The sequence below is a fragment of the Methylobacterium sp. J-072 genome (assembly GCF_022829425.1).
GTDB lineage: Bacteria > Pseudomonadota > Alphaproteobacteria > Rhizobiales > Beijerinckiaceae > Methylobacterium.
On sequence record NZ_JAKSYK010000214.1, the window covers coordinates 85,132 to 108,297 of the forward strand.

Annotated in this window: 32 protein-coding genes and 1 pseudogene; 12 read left to right on the forward strand and 21 right to left on the reverse strand. The window is 69.0% G+C overall.

Annotated features, from left to right (window positions below; all coding sequences use genetic code 11):
* Window positions 1-33 precede the first annotated feature (33 nt).
* Window positions 34-744 (reverse strand): L,D-transpeptidase, encoded by a 711-nt coding sequence (locus MKK67_RS28520; protein ID WP_243971908.1) that lies wholly within the window; start codon window positions 742-744, stop codon window positions 34-36.
* Window positions 745-991: 247 nt separating this feature from the next.
* Between MKK67_RS28520 and MKK67_RS28525 the strand changes: the two genes are divergently transcribed.
* The gene (locus MKK67_RS28525; RefSeq protein ID WP_243971910.1) at window positions 992-2,110 is read left to right on the forward strand and encodes a metallophosphoesterase; all 1,119 of its coding nucleotides are present in this window, start codon (window positions 992-994) and stop codon (window positions 2,108-2,110) included.
* A gap of 55 nt (window positions 2,111-2,165) precedes the next feature.
* Here MKK67_RS28525 and recF read toward each other — a convergent pair whose 3' ends face one another.
* From recF to dnaN, 4 genes are read right to left on the reverse strand one after another with little or no spacing between them, the layout of a single operon-like run.
* A complete protein-coding gene (recF, locus tag MKK67_RS28530) occupies window positions 2,166-3,302 on the reverse strand; it encodes a DNA replication/repair protein RecF (RefSeq protein WP_243971912.1) in 1,137 nt (378 codons plus the stop codon).
* A complete protein-coding gene (locus MKK67_RS28535) occupies window positions 3,295-3,591 on the reverse strand; it encodes a type II toxin-antitoxin system RelE/ParE family toxin (RefSeq protein ID WP_243971914.1) in 297 nt (98 codons plus the stop codon). Before MKK67_RS28535 ends, recF begins: the two co-directional genes overlap by 8 nt.
* Window positions 3,588-3,839 carry a type II toxin-antitoxin system ParD family antitoxin gene (locus MKK67_RS28540; RefSeq protein ID WP_243971916.1) on the reverse strand — a complete coding sequence of 84 codons (252 nt, stop codon included), beginning with the start codon at window positions 3,837-3,839 and terminating at the stop codon, window positions 3,588-3,590. The genes MKK67_RS28535 and MKK67_RS28540 overlap by 4 nt, the downstream gene beginning before the upstream one ends.
* A 12-nt stretch (window positions 3,840-3,851) precedes the next feature.
* Window positions 3,852-4,973, reverse strand: coding sequence for a DNA polymerase III subunit beta (dnaN, locus tag MKK67_RS28545; RefSeq protein WP_243971918.1), 1,122 nt, complete (start codon window positions 4,971-4,973; stop codon window positions 3,852-3,854).
* Between the two features lie 221 nt (window positions 4,974-5,194).
* Between dnaN and MKK67_RS28550 the strand changes: the two genes are divergently transcribed.
* Window positions 5,195-6,505, forward strand: a complete 1,311-nt coding sequence (locus MKK67_RS28550; RefSeq protein WP_243971920.1) for an MFS transporter — start codon at window positions 5,195-5,197, stop codon at window positions 6,503-6,505.
* Between the two features lie 24 nt (window positions 6,506-6,529).
* Here the strand turns inward: MKK67_RS28550 and MKK67_RS28555 are convergent, their stop codons facing one another.
* Window positions 6,530-6,739: a hypothetical protein gene (locus MKK67_RS28555; protein WP_243971922.1), complete on the reverse strand. Its 210-nt coding sequence runs from the start codon at window positions 6,737-6,739 to the stop codon at window positions 6,530-6,532.
* 62 nt (window positions 6,740-6,801) lie between these two features.
* Complete coding sequence (locus MKK67_RS28560; protein WP_243971924.1) at window positions 6,802-8,049, reverse strand: hypothetical protein; 1,248 nt, start codon at window positions 8,047-8,049, stop codon at window positions 6,802-6,804.
* A gap of 330 nt (window positions 8,050-8,379) precedes the next feature.
* On the opposite strand from MKK67_RS28560, the gene flgB reads away from it, so the two are divergent.
* From flgB to flhB, 6 genes are read left to right on the forward strand one after another with little or no spacing between them, the layout of a single operon-like run.
* Window positions 8,380-8,784: a flagellar basal body rod protein FlgB gene (gene flgB, locus MKK67_RS28565; RefSeq protein ID WP_243971926.1), complete on the forward strand. Its 405-nt coding sequence runs from the start codon at window positions 8,380-8,382 to the stop codon at window positions 8,782-8,784.
* Window positions 8,785-8,841: 57 nt separating this feature from the next.
* Window positions 8,842-9,249, forward strand: coding sequence for a flagellar basal body rod protein FlgC (flgC, locus tag MKK67_RS28570; protein ID WP_243971928.1), 408 nt, complete (start codon window positions 8,842-8,844; stop codon window positions 9,247-9,249).
* Window positions 9,250-9,268: 19 nt separating this feature from the next.
* Window positions 9,269-9,583: a flagellar hook-basal body complex protein FliE gene (gene fliE, locus MKK67_RS28575; protein WP_243971930.1), complete on the forward strand. Its 315-nt coding sequence runs from the start codon at window positions 9,269-9,271 to the stop codon at window positions 9,581-9,583.
* 56 nt (window positions 9,584-9,639) lie between these two features.
* Entirely contained in the window at window positions 9,640-9,906 is a 267-nt protein-coding gene (gene fliQ, locus MKK67_RS28580) for a flagellar biosynthesis protein FliQ (protein ID WP_243971932.1), read from the forward strand.
* Between the two features lie 51 nt (window positions 9,907-9,957).
* The gene (fliR, locus tag MKK67_RS28585; protein WP_243971934.1) at window positions 9,958-10,719 is read left to right on the forward strand and encodes a flagellar biosynthetic protein FliR; all 762 of its coding nucleotides are present in this window, start codon (window positions 9,958-9,960) and stop codon (window positions 10,717-10,719) included.
* Between the two features lie 32 nt (window positions 10,720-10,751).
* Window positions 10,752-11,819, forward strand: coding sequence for a flagellar biosynthesis protein FlhB (gene flhB / locus MKK67_RS28590; protein ID WP_243971936.1), 1,068 nt, complete (start codon window positions 10,752-10,754; stop codon window positions 11,817-11,819).
* Between the two features lie 78 nt (window positions 11,820-11,897).
* On the opposite strand, the gene MKK67_RS28595 is transcribed toward flhB, so the two are convergent.
* Window positions 11,898-12,539 carry a Shedu anti-phage system protein SduA domain-containing protein gene (locus MKK67_RS28595; RefSeq protein WP_243971938.1) on the reverse strand — a complete coding sequence of 214 codons (642 nt, stop codon included), beginning with the start codon at window positions 12,537-12,539 and terminating at the stop codon, window positions 11,898-11,900.
* Window positions 12,539-12,877, reverse strand: coding sequence for a hypothetical protein (locus tag MKK67_RS28600; RefSeq protein ID WP_243971940.1), 339 nt, complete (start codon window positions 12,875-12,877; stop codon window positions 12,539-12,541). Before MKK67_RS28600 ends, MKK67_RS28595 begins: the two co-directional genes overlap by 1 nt.
* Window positions 12,878-13,057: 180 nt before the next feature.
* On the opposite strand from MKK67_RS28600, the gene cckA reads away from it, so the two are divergent.
* The 4 genes from cckA to MKK67_RS28620 all read left to right on the forward strand — a co-directional run bounded on the left by cckA (window position 13,058) and on the right by MKK67_RS28620 (window position 17,660).
* Entirely contained in the window at window positions 13,058-15,790 is a 2,733-nt protein-coding gene (gene cckA / locus MKK67_RS28605; protein ID WP_243971942.1) for a cell cycle histidine kinase CckA, read from the forward strand.
* Between the two features lie 193 nt (window positions 15,791-15,983).
* Window positions 15,984-17,051, forward strand: coding sequence for a recombinase RecA (gene recA / locus MKK67_RS28610; protein WP_409568200.1), 1,068 nt, complete (start codon window positions 15,984-15,986; stop codon window positions 17,049-17,051).
* Window positions 17,052-17,157: 106 nt separating this feature from the next.
* On the forward strand, window positions 17,158-17,382 hold the full coding sequence (locus MKK67_RS28615) for a hypothetical protein (protein ID WP_243971945.1): 225 nt from the start codon (window positions 17,158-17,160) through the stop codon (window positions 17,380-17,382).
* Window positions 17,379-17,660, forward strand: a complete 282-nt coding sequence (locus MKK67_RS28620) for a type II toxin-antitoxin system RelE/ParE family toxin (RefSeq protein ID WP_243971947.1) — start codon at window positions 17,379-17,381, stop codon at window positions 17,658-17,660. Before MKK67_RS28615 ends, MKK67_RS28620 begins: the two co-directional genes overlap by 4 nt.
* 43 nt (window positions 17,661-17,703) lie before the next feature.
* On the opposite strand, the gene rpsQ is transcribed toward MKK67_RS28620, so the two are convergent.
* The 12 genes and pseudogenes from rpsQ to tuf all read right to left on the reverse strand — a co-directional run.
* Window positions 17,704-17,970: a 30S ribosomal protein S17 gene (gene rpsQ / locus MKK67_RS28625; RefSeq protein ID WP_243971949.1), complete on the reverse strand. Its 267-nt coding sequence runs from the start codon at window positions 17,968-17,970 to the stop codon at window positions 17,704-17,706.
* A gap of 20 nt (window positions 17,971-17,990) precedes the next feature.
* Window positions 17,991-18,206 (reverse strand): 50S ribosomal protein L29, encoded by a 216-nt coding sequence (gene rpmC / locus MKK67_RS28630; protein ID WP_243971952.1) that lies wholly within the window; start codon window positions 18,204-18,206, stop codon window positions 17,991-17,993.
* A gap of 12 nt (window positions 18,207-18,218) precedes the next feature.
* Window positions 18,219-18,632 (reverse strand): 50S ribosomal protein L16, encoded by a 414-nt coding sequence (rplP, locus tag MKK67_RS28635; protein ID WP_007569280.1) that lies wholly within the window; start codon window positions 18,630-18,632, stop codon window positions 18,219-18,221.
* Between the two features lie 11 nt (window positions 18,633-18,643).
* Window positions 18,644-19,390 carry a 30S ribosomal protein S3 gene (rpsC, locus tag MKK67_RS28640; RefSeq protein WP_007569278.1) on the reverse strand — a complete coding sequence of 249 codons (747 nt, stop codon included), beginning with the start codon at window positions 19,388-19,390 and terminating at the stop codon, window positions 18,644-18,646.
* Between the two features lie 10 nt (window positions 19,391-19,400).
* Entirely contained in the window at window positions 19,401-19,787 is a 387-nt protein-coding gene (gene rplV, locus MKK67_RS28645; RefSeq protein WP_243971954.1) for a 50S ribosomal protein L22, read from the reverse strand.
* Between the two features lies 1 nt (window position 19,788).
* Window positions 19,789-20,067, reverse strand: coding sequence for a 30S ribosomal protein S19 (gene rpsS / locus MKK67_RS28650; RefSeq protein WP_007569276.1), 279 nt, complete (start codon window positions 20,065-20,067; stop codon window positions 19,789-19,791).
* A 5-nt stretch (window positions 20,068-20,072) separates the two neighbouring features.
* A complete protein-coding gene (gene rplB, locus MKK67_RS28655) occupies window positions 20,073-20,909 on the reverse strand; it encodes a 50S ribosomal protein L2 (RefSeq protein ID WP_243958206.1) in 837 nt (278 codons plus the stop codon).
* A gap of 25 nt (window positions 20,910-20,934) precedes the next feature.
* Window positions 20,935-21,231, reverse strand: a complete 297-nt coding sequence (locus MKK67_RS28660; protein ID WP_007569272.1) for a 50S ribosomal protein L23 — start codon at window positions 21,229-21,231, stop codon at window positions 20,935-20,937.
* On the reverse strand, window positions 21,228-21,848 hold the full coding sequence (rplD, locus tag MKK67_RS28665) for a 50S ribosomal protein L4 (RefSeq protein ID WP_243971957.1): 621 nt from the start codon (window positions 21,846-21,848) through the stop codon (window positions 21,228-21,230). The genes MKK67_RS28660 and rplD overlap by 4 nt, the downstream gene beginning before the upstream one ends.
* Window positions 21,848-22,585, reverse strand: coding sequence for a 50S ribosomal protein L3 (gene rplC, locus MKK67_RS28670; protein ID WP_058194332.1), 738 nt, complete (start codon window positions 22,583-22,585; stop codon window positions 21,848-21,850). Before rplC ends, rplD begins: the two co-directional genes overlap by 1 nt.
* 50 nt (window positions 22,586-22,635) lie before the next feature.
* Window positions 22,636-22,944 (reverse strand): 30S ribosomal protein S10, encoded by a 309-nt coding sequence (rpsJ, locus tag MKK67_RS28675; protein WP_007569268.1) that lies wholly within the window; start codon window positions 22,942-22,944, stop codon window positions 22,636-22,638.
* Window positions 22,945-23,023: 79 nt separating this feature from the next.
* Window positions 23,024-23,166 (reverse strand): annotated as a pseudogene (tuf, locus tag MKK67_RS28680) (elongation factor Tu); the annotation flags it as partial.

The following is a 23,166-nucleotide window of genomic DNA, read 5'->3' on the forward strand; positions in this document are numbered from 1 at the left end:
GTCCGCACCGGGCGCGAAGCGAAGGTCCGCTCCCTACGCCGGCAGGACGACCACCTTCGTCTTGACCGGCGTGCGCGCGTAGAGGTGGATCATGTCCTGGCTGAGCAGGCCGACACAGCCGCTCGTGATCCCCGAGCCGATCGTCTCGGGATCGCTGCTGGCGTAGATCGTGTAGAGCGTATAGGCGCCGTTCTGGTAGAGATGGAGGGTCCGGGCGCCGAGCGGGTTGTCGAGGCCGCCGGGCATGCCGCGGGCGTATTTGGCCGCCTCGGGCTGGCGCTTGATCATCTCCTTGGGCGGCGTCCAGGTCGCCCATTCGGACTTGCGGCCGACATAGGCGTCGCCGCTCCACAGGAACCCGTCGCGGCCGACATTGGCGCCGTACCGGGTGGCGGATCCGTCGCCCTCGACGCGGTAGACGTAGTAGTTGCCGGGATCGACGATGATCGTGCCGGCGGCCTCCTTCGTGTCGTACCGGACCGTCCGGCGATAGTATTTCGGATCGACCTTGCTGACGTCGACCGCCGGGATCGGGAATTTCTCGTCCGGCATCGGCCCGTAGACCTTCGCGGCCTCGGCGAGGATCAGCCCGTCGGATGTCGCGCAACCGGCGAGTCCGAGCGCGCCGAGACCCGCGGCCGAGCCGGCCAGAAACGACCGGCGGCTGAGAAGCTCCGCCCGGTGCCCGCGCAGCGCGACGTCACCCCTGTCGCCGCCATCGGCGTCCCAACCGTCCCTGATCATGATCCTGGACTTCCTATGATCCGCGGCCCGATGCGGTAACGCCCCGGCCTCTATCAATCGCGCGTACGGCTAAGCTTTAGATTGGCAAGGCCGCTGGTCACTGGCAAGCTCGGCCTTTACGTCGAGAGTGTGGCCGAACCTTTTCGCTGCCCGGATCAGGCAACGGATCCGAACGCGGCCCCGCACAGTCCGGATACCGTGCGGCAAGCTTTGCCTTGAGGGCGCTGCCCGGTCCTTGGAAAGGCCCATGATCCGCCTCATCCCCAGCCTGCCCGCTGTCTACGTCATCGCGCGGGGGGTGTGGCCGCTGCCATGGCCGCTCGCGCTCAAGCTCGGCTTGGCCGGCGTTCTGCTGGTCGCGTCCCAGTTCCACCTGTGGAGCCGCCTCTCCTCCGGCTCGGTCTTCGCGCCCGAATTCCCCCGCCCGGTGGTGATCCTGTTCAATTGGGCGTTCGGCGGGATCGCGCTGGCGGCCCTCATGCTGCTCGCCCTCGACATGGCGGCGTTGGCCTCCCTGATCCTGCCCGGGGATGGTTGGGCAATCCCCGCCGCCTGGCGCTACGCGGTGGCCCTCGCGGCCGCGCTCCTGGCGGCGATCGCCGTGCGGCAGGCGGTGCGCGTGCCGCCGTTGAAGGACCTCACCGTCGCGATCCCGGACCTGCCCCTCGGCTTCGACGGCACCACGATCCTGCACCTGACCGACCTGCATATCAGCCGGCTGTTCCCGGCCGCCTGGGCGCAGGCCGTCGTCGCGCGGGCCAACGACCTCGGCACCGACCTGATCGTGGTGACGGGCGACTTCATCGACGGTTCGCTCGCGTCCCGACGGAGCGATGTCGAACCCTTGCGCGCCTTGCGGGCGCGGGACGGCGTCTGGGCCGTGCCGGGCAACCACGAGTATTTCTTCGATCACGATGCCTGGATGCGCCACCTCGCGGGGCTGGGGATCCACATCCTCGCCAACGCGCACACGGTCCTGCTGCGCGACGGCGGCGCGCTGGTGCTGGCGGGCGTGACCGACCGCTCGGCCCCCGCCACCGGCCACCCGGGACCGGATCTCGATGCCGCCCTGGCCGGTGCTCCGGCGGGCGCGCCGATCGTGCTGCTCGATCACCAGCCGGCCCGGGCCGCGCGGGCCGCTTCGCGCGGTGTGGCGTTGCAGCTCTCCGGCCATACCCATGGCGGCATGATCCGCGGCCTGGACCGGCTGGTGGCGCGCGGCAATGCCGGGTTCGTCTCCGGCGCGTACCGGGTCGGTGCCATGCTGCTCTACGTCAGCAACGGCACCGCGCTGTGGCCCGGCTTCGCCCTCCGGCTCGGTCGCCCGTCCGAGCTGACGCGGATCACCCTGCGGCGCGGGTCATGACGGCGATCCGATCCTGACGTTCAGGCGGGACGACCGATAACCCGCTCGCCGCCCGTCACCCCCCGATCCGCAGCACCTCGGTCCGGTCGCCCGCCTGTTCGAAGGCGGCCGGGTCGGCGCCGGTCATCCAGACTTGGCCGGGCAGCGCGTCGAGGGCCTCGAACAGGCCGGCCCGGCGGCGGGGGTCGAGATGCGCCGCGACCTCGTCGAGCAGGATCATCGGGGCGATGCCGCTCATCGCCCGCACCAGCCGGGCATGGGCCAGGACCAGGCCGATCAGCAGCGCCTTCTGCTCGCCCGTGGAGGCGGTGCCGGCCGGGACATCCTTGGGCCCGTGGCGGACCACCAGATCCGTGGTCTGCGGCCCCGTGAGCGTGCGGCCGGCGGCCCGGTCGCGGTTGCGGCCGTTGCGCAGGGCCAGGCGGAAGCGGTCCTCCGCCTCGATGGCCGGCCAGACCGCCACGAGGTCGTCGAGATCGCCTTCCAGGCGGATCGATGCCCAGGGGAAGGGCTGCGCGTCGTCCCGGGTCTCGGCGATCAGCCGGTCCAGGCGCTCGGCGGTCTCGCGACGGGCGAGCGCCACGGCGACGCCGAGCTCGGCCACCTCCCGCTCCACGGCGTCGAGCCAGCGGCCGTCATCGGGCCGGTCTTCCAGGAGACGGTTGCGCGAGCGCAGGGCCCGCTCCATCGCGGAGACCCGCGCGCCGTGGCCGGCATCCACCGCCAGGACCAGCCGGTCGAGGAACCGGCGCCGGTCGCCGGCGGCGCCGCGGAACAGCCCGTCGAGATCCGGGGTCAGCCAGACCACCCGGACGAACTCGCTGAATGCCACCGGCGAGGGGGCGGGGGCGCCGTCGATCCGGCAGAGCCGGCTCGTGCGCCCGTCCGGCCCCGGGGGCTCCAGCCCCGTGCCGAGGCGATGCTCGGCGCCGTCCCGGTCGAGGGTGAGCGACACGGCAAAGCCCCCCGGGCCGTCCGCGCGCGCCATGGCGGCGAACTCGGCCCGGCGCAGGCCCCGCCCCGGCACGAACAGGGAGATCGCCTCCAGCAGGTTGGTCTTGCCGGCGCCGTTCTCGCCGACCAGGGCGACGAAGCGGGCGCCGGGGTTCAGTTCGAGATCGGCGTGATTGCGGAAGTCGCGGGCGATCAACCGGGTGAGGCGTGTGGATCCAGCCGTGTCGAGTTCACTCATAAGGCGGCACGATGGAGCGGTCGCGAGCCGAATGCAGCACGCGATCGATCGAAATGCGGTCGTCGAGGACGCGATGAAGGATCAGATAAGATCGGAATATGAGGATCCGTACGTTGAGAGCAATCTCCGGCGCGGGCCTGCCCATCATCGGCTGGCGACCGAGCGCCTGACAACGGGTGCGCAGCTCCGAGACGAAGCTGCGGGCGCGCGTCGGATTGTCAGCCGCGCTGAAGTCACCGATCTCGCGCAGGTCGGCTCGGGCTTGTCGCGACACAACGACAGGCTTCAAGGGCCGGCCTTTTCCATGGCGGCGTAGCGGGCCTCCAAGGCATCCAGCGTGGCGTCGAGCGGTTCGTAATCTCCGCTCTCGACGCCCTCCCGCCAAGCCTCCCGCATCGTCGCAAGGCGATCCTCGTGCTGGAGCAGCAACGCGACACCGGCGGCGACCGCCTCCTCCGGCGAACCGTAGCGCCCCGCCGCGATCAGACGATCGAGCGAGGCTTCCTGGGTCGGATCGAGGATGACGGCTTTCGGCATGGCAGCCTAATACTACACCCGCATCGGCATCAGCACGTACAGGGCCGGGGCGCCCTCGCGGTCCTGGATCAGGGTCGGCGAGCCCGGGTCGGCGAGCTTGAACAGGGCGGTGTCGCCCTCGAGCTGGGCGGTGATGTCGAGCAGGTAGCGGGCGTTGAAGCCGATATCGAGGCCGGCGGCCTCGTAATCGACGTCCAGCTCTTCCGTGGCGCTGCCCGAATCCGGGTTGTTGACCGAGAGCGCCAGGCGCCCCTCGGTGAGGCCGAGCTTCACGGCGCGGCCGCGCTCGGACGAGATCGTCGAGACACGGTCCACCGCCTTGGCGAAGGCGTCGCGCTCCACGGTCAGGCGCTTGTCGTTGTTGGCTGGGATCACCCGCTGGTAATCCGGGAAGGTACCGTCGATCAGCTTCGAGATCAGGGTCAGGCCGCCGGCGAAGCGCAGGCGGATCTTGGCGGGCGACAGGTCGACCGCGACGGTCTCGCCGCCGTCGTCCAGGAGCTTCTGGATCTCGGCCACCGCCTTGCGGGGCACGATCACGCCGGGCATGCCGACGCTGCCCTGCGGGGCCGGGATCTCGACCCGGGCGAGGCGGTGACCGTCGGTGGCGACCGCGCGCATCACCGGGCCGTTCTCGGTCTCCAGCGTGTGCAGGTAGATGCCGTTGAGGTAGTAGCGCGTCTCCTCGGTGGAGATCGCGAACTGGGTCTTGTCGATCAGGCGCTTGAGGTCGGCGCTCGCGATCTCGAAGCCGTGCGGCATCTCGCCGGCGGCGAGATCCGGGAAGTCGCCCTCCGGCAGGGCGCCCAGCGCGAAGCGCGACCGGCCCGAGCGGATCGTCATCTGGCCGGATTCGCCGCCGGTCTCCAGGGAGACCTGGGCGCCGTCGGGCAGCTTGCGCACGATGTCGTAGATCACGTGCGCCGGCACCGTGGTGGCGCCGGGATCGGCCACGTCGGCCGGCACGCTCTCGGTGACCTCGATATCGAGGTCGGTCGCCCGCAGTTGCAGGCTCGAACCGTCCGAACGCAGCAGCACGTTCGACAGGATCGGGATCGTGTTGCGGCGCTCGACGACCCGGTGCACGTGGCCGAGCGACCTGAGCAGGGCCGCGCGCTCGACGGTGACTCTCATCGCAGTACTCAAGTGATGGGGGAGGGCGCCGCGGCCGGCATCCCTCACGAAAACAGGCCGATCAGCTTGGCGAACGGGACACGCGAACGCAAGGCCGCCGTCGCGGCATCGCACAGCTACACCGCCGGCCGGTGGGATTCAGGGTTTCCGCCGGGGCCGCCCCGTGCGAAAGCGCCGCGATCAATCTTAAGCGGCACCGCACCGCCCGAGTCCCACAGATCATGCTGCAAACCGTCGAGACCGCGGGCCCGCAAGGCGCCGCCCCGAGCGCCAGTCCTGGCCGCATCCTGGCCGCGAGCTTCGTCGGCACGGCAATCGAGTTCTTCGATTTCTACATTTACGCCACCGCGACCGCGCTGGTGATCGGCCCGGTCTTCTTTCCGGCGGGCGCCCCCGGGGTGCAGCAGCTCAGCGCCTTCGCGACCTTCGCGATCGCGTTCATCGCGCGGCCGTTCGGGGCGGCCCTGTTCGGGCATTTCGGCGACCGGGTCGGCCGCAAGGCGACCCTGATCGCCTCGCTGCTGATCATGGGCCTGTCCACCGTGCTGATCGGCTGCCTGCCGACCTACGCCACGGCCGGCTGGTGGGCGCCGGCCGCCCTCTGCGTCCTGCGCTGCGGCCAGGGCATCGGCTTCGGCGGCGAATGGGGCGGAGCGGCCCTGCTCGCCGTGGAGAACGCGCCGCCGGGCAAGCGCGCCTGGTACGGCATCTTCCCGCAGCTCGGGGCGCCGGTCGGCTTCATCCTGGCCAATCTCGGCTTCCTGGCCCTCAGCTTCGGCCTGTCGCCGGAGAGTTTTCAAGCTTGGGGCTGGCGGCTGCCGTTCCTGGCCTCGGCCGCCCTGGTCGGCGTCGGGCTCTACGTGCGCCTGAAGCTCACCGAGACGCCCGCCTTCAAGGCGGCGCTCAACGAGGCGCGGCCCGAGCGCGTGCCCTTCGCCACGATGCTCACCCAGCACGGGGGGGCGGTCCTGATCGGCACCTTCGCCATGGTGGCGGTCTACGCGGTGTTCTACCTCTCGACGGTGTTCGCCCTGGGCTACGGCACCGGGACGCTGGGCTACACCCGGCCGACCTTCCTGCTGTTCGAGTGCATCGCGGTCTGCTTCATGGCGGTGGGCACCGTGATCTCGGGGGCCGCCGCCGACCGGTTCGGCCGTAAGCCGGTGCTGCTCTCCGGGATGGTCGCGGTGTTCGCCCTCGGCTTCCTGATGGGGCCGATGCTCGGGAACGCTGCCGCGGCCGGGACCTGGCCGCCGGTGCTCGGCTTCCTGTGCCTCAGCCTGCTGACGATGGGCTGGGTGTTCGGACCGATGGGCGCGGTCCTGCCCGAGCTGTTCCCGACCCGGATCCGCTACACGGGCGCCTCGGTGACCTACAACCTCGCCGGGATCCTGGGGGCCTCGGGCGCGCCCTACATCGCCCAGGAGCTGGCGTCCTATGGCGGCATCGGCTTCGTCGGCTTCTACCTCGCGGCCGCGGCTGTGCTGAGCTTCGTCGCCGTGCTGGCCATGCGGGAATCGGCTTACGACTGAGGGGTCTCTCCCTCCGGCGCGGGGTTAGGCGGCCGGCTCGTAGCGGGCGAGGAACCGGGTGCGGTCCCACAGTTCGACCGCCGCGTCCCGGACCATGGCCCGTGCGCGCCGACGGGCCTGTGTGTCGTCCTCGGCCGGGACGATCTCGGCCGACGAGACGCGGCCGGCGCGGTCGAGCATGAACGCCCGGTAGGCGCGGCTTCGCTGAGCGGTCTGTGCGTCCAGGTTGAGCATCGGATCCTCCTGAGGGCCCGAGACTTCCGAAAAGCGGTTAACCGTCCGTTACCCCCAGGGCGTCAGCTCCGCTTGTCGAGCGGACGACCCAGCAGGCGCGCGAACTCGGCTTCGATCTCCTCCACGGAGAACGGGTTGCCGGCGGTCTTCGGCTCGGGCCGCGGCGGCGCGGGGGGCGCAGTCGGCGGGACGGGCGCAGGCGGTGCCACGGGTGCCGCCGGCCGGGGAGCCGGAGGCTCGGGCGTCGGAGGCACGATCGGCGGCAGCTCGGGCGGTCCCGCGGGCGGGGGCGACGGCATCCGCGGCGCCGGCGGCGGAGCGACCGGCGGGGCAGGGGGTGGAGGTGGTGCAGGGGGCGGCGGCGGCGCAGCGGCCATCATCGCGGCCACCGGATCCACCGGCTCGGGCGCCGGCGCGAGCGGCGCGGGCGTCACCGCCGAGGCCGGGCGCGACAGGGCGGCCTGGAGCTGCCGGGCCATGTCGGAGAGCACCGCCGGATCGACGGTTCGGCGCTCGGACGGAACATTCAGGCTCGGCGTGGGCCGGAAGGGCTGGGGGGCAGGCTCGGGGGCGGGCTCGGAGATGGGTTCGGGCGCGGGCTCGAACTTGCGCTCCGAGGCGGGATTGAGCCGCGGCTCGGCCAGAGGCGGCGCGGTGCGGCTCAGGATCCGCCGGGGCGAGAGCGTGTCGCGGAGGGCTGCCGGGACCGGTTCCGCCGCCCGGGGTAGCAGCAATGCGGGCGTCGACACCTCCTGCCCCGGCTCGTCGCCGCCCAGCAGGTTGACGTCGAGCGGGAAGGTGACCGGCGGCGCGGTTCCGGAGCGCGGGACCGGTGGCGGTACGACGACCGGCATCTCGAAGCCCGGGTCGAACAGCGGCTCGGAGCGGCGGCCGGCGATCTCGGCGAGAGCCCGGGGCGGCTCGGCCAGGCGGCCGCCCTCCGCCATCGGATCCGGCAGCGGCTCGGCCAGGGGCTCCGACCCGCCGTCGGCGCGCAGCGTCGCCTCGGGTATCGGGCGCTGAGTGCGCTGGATGTTGCGCTCGACCACCACGTCGTTGGGGCCGCCCACCAGCAGCAGGTGCTCGACATTGTCCCGGCGCAGCAGGATCAGCTGCCGGGCCCGATCGAGCTCGTACACGTCGACAATCCCGAGCCGGGGCTGGCGGCCGCGGGCTGGCGTGCGCCCGGGCAGGGCCAGGCTGCGTCCGGTCAGGCGCCGCACCGTGAACACGATCGCGGCCAACGCCGTGAAGATGACGGCGAAGATCACGACATACTGGACGATGGGGGAGCCCTCAGAACCGAACACGGATTGCAGCCATGGCAAGGTTACGCACTCGCACGTTTCGGCCGCCGCAGGGCCGCGCCCGGCACGAGCCTCGCTCATACCACGCCGGCGGGCCCGCAAGGCAAACGACGTTAAGACTTCGTTAACAGGCCCTTAAGTTTAGCGCCATCAAGACAAGAGGTTGTGAAGGACCTGCCGGGGCTATCCCCAGAAACGTCACCCCGCGCCCGCGCCGCGGATGTCCGGACGGGACACGACGGCGCCCGCACTTAACGGTGCGTTAACCACGCAGGCGGCAGATTTTGCCGAGCCCGCCCGATCCCGCGCGGCGTCGCGAGACCGGAGGCGAACGTGGCCCTGACCGACCTGCCCATCCTCGGGATGCTGCGCACCCGGATGCAATGGGCCCAGGCGCGCCAGGGTCTGATCGCCGAGAACGTCGCCAACGCCGACATGCCGGGCTTCAAGCCCCGCGACCTGGCCGAGCTGCGCTTCGACCAGGCCACCGGGGCGGCGGTTTCCGCCTCGCCCGGCCTGGCGCTGACGAGCCCGGCCCATATCGCGCCGCCCGGACAGTCCGAGGCCGGGGCCGATGCCAAGGGCGCCAAGCGCTTCGAGGTCCGCCCGAGCGGCAACGCGGTCAACCTCGAGGACGAGATGATGAAGGCCGGCGACAACCAGTCCGACTACCAGCTCGCCGCCTCGCTCTACCAGCACAGCCTGACCACCCTGAAGATCGCCATCGGCAAGAGCTGATCGTTTCGGAATTCGATCGGACGTGCCGTCGAAACGCGGCGGAGGAGGCCCTGAGCCATGGAATTCAGCAAGTCGCTCACGGTCGCGGCCGCCGGCCTCAAGGCGCAGTCCGGCCGGATGCGGATCATCGCAGAGAACATCGCCAACGCGGATTCCGCACCGGCCTCGGCCGGGGCCGAGCCGTACCGGCGCAAGATCCCGTCCTTCACCAGCCACATGGATCCGGAGACCGGGGCCAAGCTGGTGGAGGCCGGGCGGGTCCGGCGCGACCAGACCGCGTTCCGGACCAAGTACGAGCCGGGCAATCCGGCGGCCAACGCCCGGGGCGAGGTGCAGATGCCCAACGTCAACGCGCTGATCGAGAACATGGACCTGCGCGAAGCCCAGCGCTCCTACGAGGCGAACCTCAACATGGTGACGTCCACGCGCAAGATGCTGTCGCAGACGCTGTCGATCCTGAAGTGAACGCGAAGGATAGCGAGCGATGGCGACGAGCAATTTCGCGGCCGGTGCCTACGCCGCCGTCCAGGGCATGGCCAACGGCCGTCCCGCCCCAAAGGTCCAGTCGACCGGCGAGGCCGGCGGCAACTTCATGCAGCTCCTCGGCAACGCCCTGGACACTGTCGGCGATGCCGGGCGGCGGGCCGACGGCCAGGCGGTCTCGGCGGCCTCCGGCAAGGCCAACGTCGTCGACGTGGTCACGGCGGTGGCCGAGAGCGAGACCGCCCTGCAAACCATGGTCGCGGTGCGCGACCGCATGATCTCTGCCTACGAAGAGATCATGCGGATGCAGATCTAAGCATAGCCCGGCCGGATCCCGGATTTCCTCTGCCTCCCTTTTGAGCACGTCACCCCATGACCGGCCTGGCCATCCTCGACGTCGCGCGCGACGGCATCTTCGTGTTCCTCAAGGTCGCCGGCCCGCTGATGCTGGTCGCGCTCGCGGTCGGGCTGGTCGTCTCGCTGGTCCAGGCCCTGACGCAGGTCCAGGAGCAGACCCTGATCTACGTGCCCAAAATCGTCGCGGTGTTCGCCGCGCTCCTGCTGATGCTGCCGTTCATCGGCGACGCGATGGCGGGCTACATGACCCGCATCGCCGCCCGCATCGCCACGGGCGGGTGATGGCGACCTCCGGCGCGACAGGGGTGGCGCGCCCGTGCCATAGGGGCGGCGATGAACCTGCTCCTGCCCGGCATCGCCTCGGCCTACCTGATCACCTTCGCCCGGGTCGGCACGCTGATCATGCTGCTGCCCGGCGTCGGCGAGCAGATGGTGTCGCCGCGGCTGCGGCTGGCCTTCGCGCTGCTGACCACGCTGGTGCTGTTCCCGTCCGTGCGCCCGCTGCTGGGCGGCACCGAGGGCCTGGCCGGACCCCGGCTGATCGGGCTCCTGTTCGCCGAGACGATCGTCGGGCTGGTCCTCGGCCTGTCGGTCCGGATGGTGCTGGCCGCCCTGCAGACCGCCGGGCTGATCATCTCCCAGCAGCTCGGCCTGGCCTACGCCATGACGGTGGACCCGAGCTATGGCGGGCAGCAGGCGGCGCTCGGAAACTTCCTGTCGCTGCTCGGCATCACGCTGATCTTCGCCGCCGACCTGCACCACCTCGCTATCGAGGGCCTGGCGCAGAGCTACGTGGTGCTGCCCCCGGACGGGGTCCCGGCCTTCTCGGACGCGCTGATGCTGGCGCTGAAGGCGCTCACCCGGGGCTTCACCCTGGCGGTGCAGATCTCCGGGCCGTTCATCGCCTTCGGGCTGCTGTTCAACCTCGGGCTCGGGGTGCTGTCGCGGCTGATGCCGCAATTGCAGGTGTTCTTCCTGGCGGTTCCGGCCTCGGTGCTGATCGGCATGCTGATCCTGATGGGCTCGCTCGGCGTCATGATGGGCGTTTTTCTGGACGATCTCGGCCGGTATCTCGGCGAGTTCGTCGGGCGCTGAGCGTCCACACGCACTGAGGTCGAGCGGACAAGATGGCCGAGGGCGCGGAGCAGGAAGACAAGACCGAAGAGCCGACCCAGCGGCGCCTCGACCAGGCAATCGAGCGCGGCGACGTCGCGACCAGCGCCGAGATCAACACCTTCGCGATCCTCGGCGCGTTCACGCTGGCCCTGGTGATCGCGGCCCCGACCATCGCCCAGAACCTGACCCAGGGCCTCAAGGCCTACCTCGCCAACGCCCACACCCTCCCGGACGACGCCACCGCCATGAAGCAGGCGGCGACCCGGGGCCTGTGGCTGTGGCTCGAGGCCGTGGCGGTGCCGGTCGGGATGGCGGCGGCGGCCGGCCTCGCCGCCGGCCTCCTCCAGCACCCGCTGGTGCTCACCACCGAAACCCTGATGCCGAAATTCGACCGCATCTCGCCGATGGCCGGGATCAAGCGGCTGATGGGGATCGAGGCCCTGTTCCAGTTCGGCAAGGGGCTCGCCAAGATCGGCGCGGTCGGCATCGTCGGCGGCGTGCTGCTGTGGAACGACCGCGACCGGCTGGAGGTGTTCGCCCGGCTCGATCCGGCCGGCAGCCTGCCCGCGATCCTCTCCCTCAGCCTGCGGCTGCTCGCCGGCATGCTGTGCATGCACCTGGCGATCACGCTGGGGGACGCGCTCTATGCGCGCTTCCGCTGGCGCAAGCGCCACCGCATGTCGAAGGAGGAGATGAAGCAGGAGATGAAGGAGTCGGACGGCAACCCGGAGATCAAGGGCCGCATGAAGCAGATCCGCATGGCCCGGGCGCGGAAGCGGATGATGACGGCCGTGCCGACCGCCACCGTGGTGGTGACCAACCCGACCCACTACGCGGTGGCGCTCCGCTACGAGGCCGGGATGGCGGCGCCGATCTGCGTCGCCAAGGGCGTCGACGCCCTGGCCCTGCGCATCCGCACCGTGGCGGCCGAGCACGGTGTCGCGGTGATCGAGAACCCGCCGCTCGCCCGCGCCCTGCACGCCACCGTGGAGATCGACCGCGAGATCCCGGCCGAGCATTACCGGGCGGTGGCGGAAGTGATCGGCTTCGTCCTGCGCCTGCGCCGGAGAGCGGCGTAGCGTTGGACGGGCAACGATCGGCGAGCGGCGCGTTTCGGCCGGTCGCCGACGCGCGGCCCTCGACAGGTCCGCGATCCGTCAAGAGATTCCGGCATCCATCCTTCTGAGGCCGAGCCACCTGTCGAAGTCGCGATACAGCTCGTCGAACGTCACGAGGATCAGCGTGAAGCTGTCGGCCTTGACCTTGTTGCGCCGCCACTCCCACCGATCCTTGCGGACCGAGGTCGATAAGGAGGTGGAGCGGCCGATGACGAGCACGCCCACGATGTTGGGCCGCTCGCCGCCGAAGGCGTCCACGTAATCGGCGGTCTTGCGATAATGATCGAGCGCCCAGGTCCAATCGACGACTTGGCTGAATCCCTTCTCGAATGCGCGTGCCCATGTGTCGATGCCGCGCCCGCCAACTTCGAAAATATGCCGGCCGGACGCGCCCTCGAACTCAACCAAGCAAATATTGTCGGTCCCGGCGCGGCGGACGGTGAGATCGGTCCGGAAATGGGGGAGAATCCGGAACTCCCGCCTGATCAGATCGCCGATGCCCAGCCGGGAATTGTACTGACCCATTAGGGCGCAGAGGTTGGGCCAGGTCTTGAAACTGCCGAGCACCTGATCGCGCTCGGCAAGGTCGGCGTTGGTGTCGAGGAGGATTCTGAATTCCGCGAGTTCGGCCTCCGCGTCGGTCAGATTGAAGACGTGGACGTCGAAATAGGGCTTCGCCATCAGTCTCGGGCGACGATCGAGGTGATGACGATCGAGTCGCCCTCGTTCTCGAAGAGCACGCGCAGATCGCCGGCAGGCGCGACGAAGGCGTTGTCGACCCCGACGATCTTCCTGACTTTCGCCTCGTCGAGCACGCTCGCCTTGATCGTCGCCAGCGCGGCGTCGGCCTGGGCCTTGTCGAACGGGTGCAGCGACGCAATCATGTTCGCTGCCGTGTTGCTGACGCGCACGCGCCGACCACTCGAGCCGCTCTGCTGTCGCTGTGCCGTAGCCATAGCTGAATCCCATGCCCTCGACGGGGTGCGCGCAATATGGGGGCTGCCGATATCGCCGTCCATCGCGCTCGCGTGGCATCGCTCTTCCAAAAGCACTGAAAAGCCACGCTTCCTCCACCTTTTTTCGCGAGGCTGCATCAAGGCTTGGCGCGACACGACCGGCGCGACGAGAGTGATGCCGTGCTGCCCGAGCCCTGCTATGGCCGGCGGGCCTAACCGGGTGATTGTTCTGGAATGATGCCGATGGCCGACGTCACTGGACCTCCGGCGCCCGCGACGGGCACGCAGATCTCGAATTCGCAGGGGAACGGCGCGATCGACCGCTCGGAGCAGCCGGGCCGGGTCGGGCTGCTGCTCGTGCTCGCGGGCCTGCTGGTCGGGGCCGCGATCGGCCTGTCCTTCGTGGCTAACGAGCAGGCGCAGTCGCTGATCGTCTGGCTGCTCGCCCTGCTGGCGATGGCCGGCGTGTTCTTCCTGTTCGCGCTCGCCATCGGGGCGCTCCAGCTCAGCGGCACCGCCACCCGCGACGACATCACCAAGGGCATCGTCGACGCCTCGCCGGACGGGGCTTTGGTGGTCGAGGATGGCGGCCGGCTGATCTACGCCAACGAGGCCTATCTGCGGGTGGCCGGGGGCGACGCCTTCTCGAACCTCGTGCCGGTGGAGCGCATCCTGGTCGGCTCGCCGGAGGTCTCGGAGGCGGTCTACCGCCTGTCGCAGGCGTCTCGCGATGGACGCGCGCACACCGAAGAAATCCGGATGTCGCCGCCGCTCGGGCCGCAGGCGCACGAGCGCGGCTTCGGCTGGTACCGGGTCTCGGTGCGGCCCCTGGCGCGCCCGCGCCGGGCCGCCTCGCTCTGGACGGTGGCCGACATCACCGCCGAGCGCGAGCGCCAGGAGAACGTCTTCCAAGAGCTCCAGCACGCGATCGACTATCTCGACCACGCCCCGGCGGGCTTCCTGTCGATCGATCCGGCCGGCGCGATCGTCTACATGAACGCGACGCTGGCGGCCTGGCTCGGCTACGACCTGGCGAGCGTCGGCCCCGGCGGCCCGCACCTCACCGAGATCGCCCCGGAAGCCGATGTTCTGGTGCGCACCGCCGGCCTGCCGGGCGAGGTCCGCACCGACCGGTTCGATCTCGACCTGCGCCGCCGCAATGGCCACACCCTGCCGGTGCGGCTGTACCACCGGGTCGCGTTCGGCAAGGACGGCAAGCCCGGCTCGTCGCGGACCTTCGTGATCAACCGCTCGGCCGGGGCCGAGACCGACGAGCCGCAGCGCGCGGCTGAGGTGCGGCTCGCGCGTTTCCTCAACAATTCCCCGATCGCCATCGCGACCCTCGACCGGTCCGGGCGGATTGCCCGGGCCAACACCTCGTTCACCCGGCTGTTCGGCACGGTGCCGCGCCAGGCCGACGAGAGCGGCCCCGAGGGGGAGGGCAATCAGGGTGCCGAGCCCAACGTCGCCGACTCGGTGGTCGACCGGGCTTCCGTGGAAGCCGGCCTCGCCCGGGCCGCCAGCGGCCTGTCCGATCCGGAGCCGATCGAGGTCCAGCTCAGCGGCCCCGGCGGCCGCTCGGCGCGCCTCTGGCTCAGCCCGGCCGACAGCAGCGACGCGACCCAGAAGGCGGACGAGGCCGAGCGGGTCATCCTGTACGCCCTCGACACCACGGCGCAGCGGCAGTTGGAGCAGCAGGTCGCCCAGGCCCAGAAGATGAATGCGGTCGGCCAGCTCGCCGGCGGCATCGCGCACGACTTCAACAACGTGCTGCAGGCGATCATCGGCTATTCTGACCTGCTCCTGGCGAGCCACCGGCCGACCGATCCGGCCTTCCAGGACATCATGCAGATCAAGCAGAACGCCAACCGGGCGGCGGGCCTCGTCCGCCAGCTCCTGGCGTTCTCCCGCCGCCAGACCCTGCGCCCGGAGGTGATGCATGTCGGGGAGGGGCTCTCGGAGCTGACCCTGCTGCTCAAGCGGCTGCTCGGCGAGCGCGTCGCCCTGGAGCTGAAGCACGGCCGCGACGTCTGGCCGGTGAAGGCCGACGTCAATCAGTTCGAGCAGGTGATCGTGAATCTCGCGGTCAACGCCCGCGACGCGATGCCGGACGGCGGCAAGCTGATGATCCGCACCGAGAACGTGACCGATCCGGGTCCGTCCGCGGCCGTGGAGGGACGGGGCGGGGCGCCCGCGGGCGACCACGTGCTGATCGAGGTGCGCGATACCGGGCAGGGCATCCCGGCCGAGCTGATGGAAAAAATCTTCGAGCCGTTCTTCACCACCAAGGAGATCGGCAAGGGCACCGGCCTCGGGCTCTCGACGGTGTTCGGCATCGTCAAGCAATCCGGCGGCACCATCGACGTGCAGTCGAAGATCGGAGAGGGGACGGCCTTCCGCATCTACCTGCCGCGCCACATCCCGGTGGCGGAGCCGGAAGAGGCCGCGCCCGCGGTTCCGGCCCTGCCACGGGCCGACATGCCGGCGCCGGCCTCCGCGCGCTCGGCCAAGCCGAACGGCGAAGGCGAAGCCGCCAAGGCCGGCGCCCAGACGAGCCCGGCCTCGGAGAAGCCGGCCCCGCGCAAGCCCGCGGCCGACCATACCGGGCAGGGGACGATCCTGCTGGTGGAGGACGAGGATCCCGTCCGGGCGGTCAACAGCCGGGCGCTCTCGGCCCGGGGTTACACGGTGCTGGAAGCGGCCTCGGGCCTCGAAGCCCTGGCGATCGTGCGCGAGGGCAGCCAGCCGATCGACCTCGTCGTCTCCGACGTGGTGATGCCCGAGATGGACGGGCCGACCCTGCTACGCGAGGTCCGCAAGCACCAGCCGGACCTGAAGGTGATCTTCGTCTCGGGCTACGCCGAGGACGCGTTCCGCAAGAACCTGCCCGAGGGCGAGGCCTTCAACTTCCTGCCGAAGCCCTTCAGCCTGAAGCAGCTGGTCGAGACCGTGAAGAAGACCATGGCCGCCGACTGACACCGCGCCGGCATTGGCCCGGTGGAGAACCTGCACGCCGCCCCCACAAGGGCGGCGTTCTCGTGTCGGGAGCCCTTGCCGAAATAGAACAAAACAGGTACATAGGCGTGGTGTTGACGCGCGTTGTGAATGGCGCGCAACCCCTTCATAAGGAGCCCGCCAGATGGCCCAGCCTGCATTGAAAGTGGTCGACATGCCCCCGGCGGACAAGGACAAGGATAAGTCCAAGGCGATCGATGCCGCCCTGTCCCAGATCGAACGTGCCTTCGGCAAGGGCTCGATCATGCGGCTCGGCAAGAACGACAAGGTGCAGGAGGTCGAGACGGTCTCCACCGGCTCGATCGGGCTCGACATCGCCCTCGGCGTCGGCGGCCTGCCCCGGGGCCGGGTCGTGGAGATCTACGGGCCCGAATCGTCCGGCAAGACCACCCTGGCCCTGCACACCATCGCCGAGGCCCAGAAGAAGGGCGGCGTCTGCGCCTTCGTGGATGCCGAGCACGCCCTCGATCCGATCTACGCCCGCAAGCTCGGGGTCAATCTCGACGACCTGCTGATCTCGCAGCCCGATACCGGCGAGCAGGCGCTCGAGATCACCGACACGCTGGTGCGCTCTGGCGCCATCGACGTGCTGGTGGTCGATTCGGTCGCCGCGCTGACCCCGCGGGCCGAGATCGAGGGCGAGATGGGCGAGAGCCAGCCCGGCCTTCAGGCCCGCCTGATGAGCCAGGCCCTGCGCAAGCTCACCGGTTCGATCTCGCGCTCGAACTGCATGGTGATCTTCATCAACCAGATCCGGATGAAGATCGGCGTGATGTACGGCAGCCCGGAGACCACGACGGGCGGCAACGCGCTGAAGTTCTACGCCTCGGTGCGCCTCGACATCCGTCGGATCTCGACCCTGAAGGACCGGGACGAGGCGATCGGCAACCAGGTCCGCGTCAAGGTCGTCAAGAACAAGGTCGCGCCGCCGTTCAAGCAGGTCGAGTTCGACATCATGTTCGGCGAGGGCGTGTCGAAGGTCGGCGAGCTGATCGATCTCGGCGTGAAGGCCGGCATCGTCGAGAAATCCGGCGCCTGGTTCTCCTACAACAGCCAGCGCCTCGGCCAGGGCCGCGAGAACTCGAAGGGGTTTTTGCGCGACAACCCCGAGATCGCCGCCAAGATCGAAGCCTCGATCCGCCAGAATTCCGGCCTCGTCGCCGAGAAGATTTTGGAGAACGCCAAGCCGACCGAGGACGACCTCGACGAGGGCGAGGCTTAAGCCGCCTGCAGCTCAAACCCTTGCCGCGCGACCGCGCGCGGACGACAATCAACGGCCCCGGCGAGGCATTCGCCGGGGCCGTTCGTCATTGAGGATGCAGCTGACTGTGACCGACCTTCTGGAAAAGGCCGTCGAGACAGTTCGGCGGATGCCGCCTGAGGCGCAGGATGCCATCGCACAAGCCATGCTTGACATGGCGCAGGTTGGCGCGCCGAGCGAGATTGATCTCGACCATCTGAAGGATGTCTTGGAAGGGCTCGACGAGATCGCTCACGGAGACATCGCGTCGCCCGAAGAGGTCGAGGCTGCCTTCCGCCGTTTCAGAGCGTGAAGCTCGTCTACGCACGCCGTGCGGTCCGGCGCCTAACGGAAATCGCCGACTACGTTCGGGAGCGAAATCCCGGCGCCGCGGACAAGGTCGAGGGTGCGATCCGCGAGACGGCCGAGCTTCTCAGGCGCCACCCATACGTGGGCCGAAGCGTCCGACCGGGGGTACGCGTTTTCGCGGTGCCCCGAATGCCGTATCTCATCTACTATCAGGTCGACGAGCGGCGGGAGATCGTGACAATCATCACGCTCCGGCACGCCGCACAGGACCGATTGGCCTAACGGACGGACGCAGACATCTCCGCGGCCGTCGAGAGAAGACAGCTCAGGCGGCTTCGCCGGTCTCAACGATCGCGGCAGCCTGGTCCTCGACCAGCTTCCAGGTCTTGGTCTTCGAGAAGGGGCGGCACTCCTCGATGAACACCGTCTGCCCGACCTTGGCGACATTCGCCTCGTCATGGGCATGGTAGTTCTTCGAACGGCGCACGGTCTTCTTCATCACCGGGTGCGTGAAGCGACGCTCCACCTTCACCACGATGGTCTTCTCGCCCTTGTCGCTGACGACGGTGCCCTGCAGGACGCGCTTCGGCATGGTGTTCTCCTAAGCCCCTGTCAGCTCTTGGCAGCCTGCAGCGTCTTCGAACGCTGCAGGGTGCGGACGCGGGCGATGTCGCGGCGGACCTCACGGACGCGGGCGACGTTCTCGAGCTGGCCGGTAGCCCCCTGGAAGCGCAGGTTGAACTGCTCCTTCTTGAGGTTCAGCAACTCGTCATTCAACTGATCCGGCGACAACGCCTTCAGATCAGACACTCTCTGGGTCGACTTCACGATAGCCTCCGTTCAGTCGGCGATGCGTTGGACGACCCGCGTGCGGATCGGGAGCTTGGCGGCGCCGAGGCGCAGGGCCTCCTTGGCGATGTCCTCGGCGACGCCGTCGACCTCGAACATGATCCGGCCCGGATGGACGCGAGCGGCCCAGTAATCCGGGGCGCCCTTACCGGAGCCCATGCGGACTTCGGTCGGCTTCGAGGAGACCGGCACGTCTGGGAACACCCGGATCCAGACGCGGCCCTGGCGCTTCATCTCGCGGGTGATCGCGCGGCGGGCCGCTTCGATCTGCCGGGCGGTGACGCGCTCGGGCTCCACCGCCTTCAGGCCGAACTGGCCGAAGTTCAGCTCGAAGCCGCCCTTGGCCGCACCGTGGATGCGGCCCTTGAACTGCTTACGGAAGCGAGTCTTTTTCGGTTGCAGCATGGCTTCCTACCTTACGCGTGCTCGCGCTCGCGGCGTCCGCGCTCGCGGCCGCCCTCGCCATCGCGCTCACGGCGTCCGCCGGAGCGGCCGCCCTCTTCCTGGGCCTTCTTGTCCTGGGCCATCGGGTCGTGCTCAAGGATCTCGCCCTTGAACACCCACACCTTGATGCCGCAGGTGCCGTAGGTCGTGAACGCCGTCGCGGTTCCGTAATCCACGTCCGCACGCAGGGTGTGCAGCGGGACGCGGCCCTCACGATACCATTCCTGGCGGGCGATCTCGGCGCCGCCGAGACGACCCGAGCAGTTGATGCGGATGCCCTCGGCACCGAGACGCATCGCCGACTGCACGGCGCGCTTCATGGCGCGACGGAAGGCGACGCGGCGCTCGAGCTGCTGGGCGATCGAGTCGGCCACCAGGGTGGCGTCGATCTCGGGCTTGCGCACCTCGACGATGTTGATCGTCACGTCGGCCTTGGTCATCGTGCCGACGAGCTTGCGCAGCTTCTCGATATCCGCGCCCTTCTTGCCGATCACCACGCCCGGACGGCCCGAGTGGATGGTGACCCGGCACTTCCGGTGCGGACGCTCGATGACGATCTTCGAGACGGCGGCCTGCTTCAGCTGCTTCATGAGGGCGGCGCGGATCGCGACGTCCTCGTGCATCAGCTTGGCGTACTCGCCCTTGCCGGCGAACCAGCGGGAGTCCCAGGTCCGGTTGATACCGAGACGGAGACCGATCGGATTGACTTTCTGGCCCATGAGATCCTCCTTAAGCCGCTTCGGCCTGGCGGACTTCGCGAACCACGATGGTCAGGTTCGAGAAGGGCTTCAGGATGCGCGCGCCACGGCCGCGGGCGCGGGCATGGAAGCGCTTGAGCACGAGGGCCTTGCCCACGAAGGCCTGGGTGACGACGAGATCGTCGACGTCCAGGTCGTGGTTGTTCTCGGCATTCGCGATCGCGCTCTCGAGGCACTTCTTGACCTCGGTCGAGATGCGCTTGCGCGAGAACTCCAGCTCGGCCAACGCGGTGTCGACCTTCTTGCCGCGGATCATCTGCGCCACGAGGTTCAGCTTCTGCGGGCTGACACGCAGCATGCGCGCAACTGCCTTGGCCTCGTTCTCGGGGAGCGCGCGGGGGGTGGCTTGCTTGCCCATCTCAGCGCCTCTTCGCCTTCTTGTCGGCCGCGTGCCCGTGGAAGGTGCGGGTCGGCGAGAATTCGCCGAACTTGTGCCCCACCATCTCCTCGGAGACGTAGACCGGGATGTGCTTCTGCCCGTTGTGCACACCGAAGGTGAGCCCGACGAACTGCGGGAGGATCGTGGAGCGGCGGCTCCAGATTTTGATGACCTCTGAGCGCGAGGAGCCCCGCGCCGCTTCGGCCTTCTTGAAGAGGTAGCCGTCGACGAACGGCCCCTTCCAGAGAGAGCGTGCCATAGCGATTACTTCTTGCGGTTGTGGCGGCTGGACAGGATGAACACGTCGGTCCGCTTGTTGGACCGGGTCTTCTTCCCCTTGGTGGGCACGCCCCACGGCGTGACCGGGTTGCGGCCGCCCGACGTACGGCCCTCGCCGCCGCCGTGCGGGTGATCCACCGGGTTCATGGCCACGCCGCGGTTATGCGGGCGCTTGCCGAGCCACCGGTTGCGCCCGGCCTTGCCGAGCGAGATGTTCATGTGGTCCGGGTTCGACACCGCACCGACGGTCGCGAAGCACTGGCCGTGCACGAGGCGCTGCTCGCCCGAGTTCAGGCGCAGCGTCACGTAGCCCTGGTCGCGTCCGACGATCTGAGCGTAGTTCCCGGCCGAGCGGGCGATCGCGCCGCCCTTGCCGATCTTCAGCTCGACGTTGTGGACGATCGTGCCCACCGGCATCGAGCCGACCGGACCGGCATTGCCAGGCTTGATGTCGACGCTCTCGCCGGTCACCACCTTGTCACCCGGCTGCAGGCGCTGCGGAGCCAAGATGTAGCTCTGCTTCCCGTCGGGGAAGTTGATCAGGGCGATGAAGGCCGTGCGGTTCGGATCGTACTCGATCCGCTCGACGGTCGCGGCGACGCCCGGCTGCTCGCGGCGCTTGAAGTCCACGTTGCGCAGCACGCGCTTGTGCCCACCGCCGCGGAAGCGGACGGTGATGCGGCCCAGGTTGTTACGGCCGCCGGAGGAGCTCTTGCCCTCCGTCAGCGCCTTCACCGGCTTGCCCTTGTAGAGCTCACGGCGGTCGACGAGCACGAGCTGGCGCAGGCTCGGCGTGACCGGTTTGAATGTCTTCAAGGCCATCGGCTTGGATCCCTAAAACCCGTCCTCAGAGCCCGGTCGTGACGTCGATCGTGTGGCCCTCGGCCAGGGTCACGATCGCCTTCTTCACGTCGGAGCGCTGCCCGCGGAGACCGCGGAAAATCTTCTTCTTGCCCTTGGTCACGAGGGTGTTCACCGCCGTGACCTTGACGTCGAACAGCTTCTCGACCGCCTCCTTGATCTGAGGCTTGGTCGCCTTGGGGCCGACCCGGAAGACGACCTTGTTCTGCTCGGTCAGGTTCGTCGCCTTCTCGGTGATGACCGGGGAGACGATGATATCGTAGTGGCGCGGATCGGCACTCATTTGAAACGCTCCTCCAGCGCGTCGACGGCGGCCTTCGTCAGGACGAGCGTATCGCGGCGCAGGATGTCGTAGACGTTGATCCCCTGCACGGGAAGCACGTCGATCTGCGGGATGGCACGCGCGGCGCGGCCGAAATTCACGTCGACCTCGGCACCGCCGATGATCAGCGCGTTCGAGAGGCCCATCTTGCCGAAGCGCTCAATGAGACCCTTGGTCTTGTGATCCTCGATCTTGATGTCGTCGACGACGATCAGGGTCGAGGCCTTGGCCTTGGCCGACAGGGCGTGACGCAGGGCGAGCGCACGGACCTTCTTGGGAAGGTCGTGGCCGTGGTCGCGCACGACCGGCCCGAAGGCGCGTCCGCCGCCACGGAACTGCGGCGCAGAAGCAGCGCCGTGACGCGCGTTGCCGGTGCCCTTCTGCTTGTACAGCTTCTTGCGGGTCCGGTTCACCTCCGAGCGGTTCTTCACCGCGTGGGTGCCGGCGCGCCGCTTGGCGAGCTGCCAGCGGACCATGCGCTGAAGGAGGTCGGCCCGCGGCTCAAGGCCGAAGATCTCCTCGTTCAGCTCGACCGAGCCGGCGCCGGCGCCGTCGAGAGTGGTGATATCGAGCTTCATCAGGCGGTCTCCTCAGCCGCAGGGGCCTCGGGGGCAGTCTGGGCGGACTCGGTGGACGCGCCGTTCTCGCGGAACTTGCCCGGCAGCGGCACGTCGGCGGGGAGCTTGCGCTTCACCGCATCGCGGATCTGGATCCAGCCGCCGGCGACGCCCGGAACCGCGCCCTCGACCAGGATCAGGCCGCGCTCGGGATCGGTGCGCACGACGCGCAGGTTCTGCGTGGTGACACGCTCGACACCGAGGTGACCCGGCATCTTCTTGTTCTTGAAGGTCTTGCCCGGGTCCTGACGGCCGCCGGTCGAACCGATCGAACGGTGCGAGATCGACACGCCGTGGGTGGCGCGCAGACCGCCGAAGTTCCAGCGCTTGATACCGCCGGCGAAGCCCTTACCCGTGGTCGTGCCCGTCACGTCGACGAACTGGCCCGGGATGAAGTGGTCGGCCGTGATCTCGGCGCCGACCGGGATCAGCGCGTCCTCGGACACGCGGAACTCGGCGAGCTTCTTCTTCGGCTCGACCTTGGCGACCGCGAAGCGACCGCGCTCGGCCGCCGACACGTTCTTCACCTTGGCCTTGCCGACGCCGACCTGGAGGGCGACGTAACCATTCTTCTCGACGGTGCGGTGGGCCACCACCTGGCACTGATCGATCTTAAGCACTGTGACGGGGACATGCTCCCCCGCGTCTGTGAAGACGCGGGTCATGCCGACCTTCTGTGCGATGACGCCTGAGCGCATAGGTCTCTCCCTCGCGCGATGAAACGGTAAGCTCTAAATCCCGGCGGGACTTAGAGCTTGATCTCCACGTCCACGCCGGCGGCGAGGTCGAGCTTCATCAGCGCGTCCACGGTCTGCGGCGTCGGATCGACGATATCGAGCACTCGCTTGTGCGTGCGCATCTCGAACTGCTCGCGCGACTTCTTGTCGATGTGCGGCGAGCGGTTCACGGTGAACTTCGCGATATGCGTCGGCAGCGGGATCGGACCCCGGATGGTCGCGCCGGTGCGCTTGGCCGTGGAGACGATCTCCTTGGTCGACGCATCGAGGATGCGGTGATCGAACGCCTTGAGGCGGATGCGGATGTTCTGACCGTTCATAATCCTGAAACCTTGAGAGGGACGGCGGGGAGTGCGAGGACGTATCCCCGCCGCGCCCTGCTAAGGATGCTGTTCTGGCTTAGTCGTTGATGGCGGCGACGACGCCGGCGCCGACGGTGCGGCCGCCTTCACGGATGGCGAAGCGCAGCTTCTCCTCCATGGCCACCGGCACGATCAGCGTGACGTCCATGGTCACGTTGTCGCCCGGCATCACCATCTCGG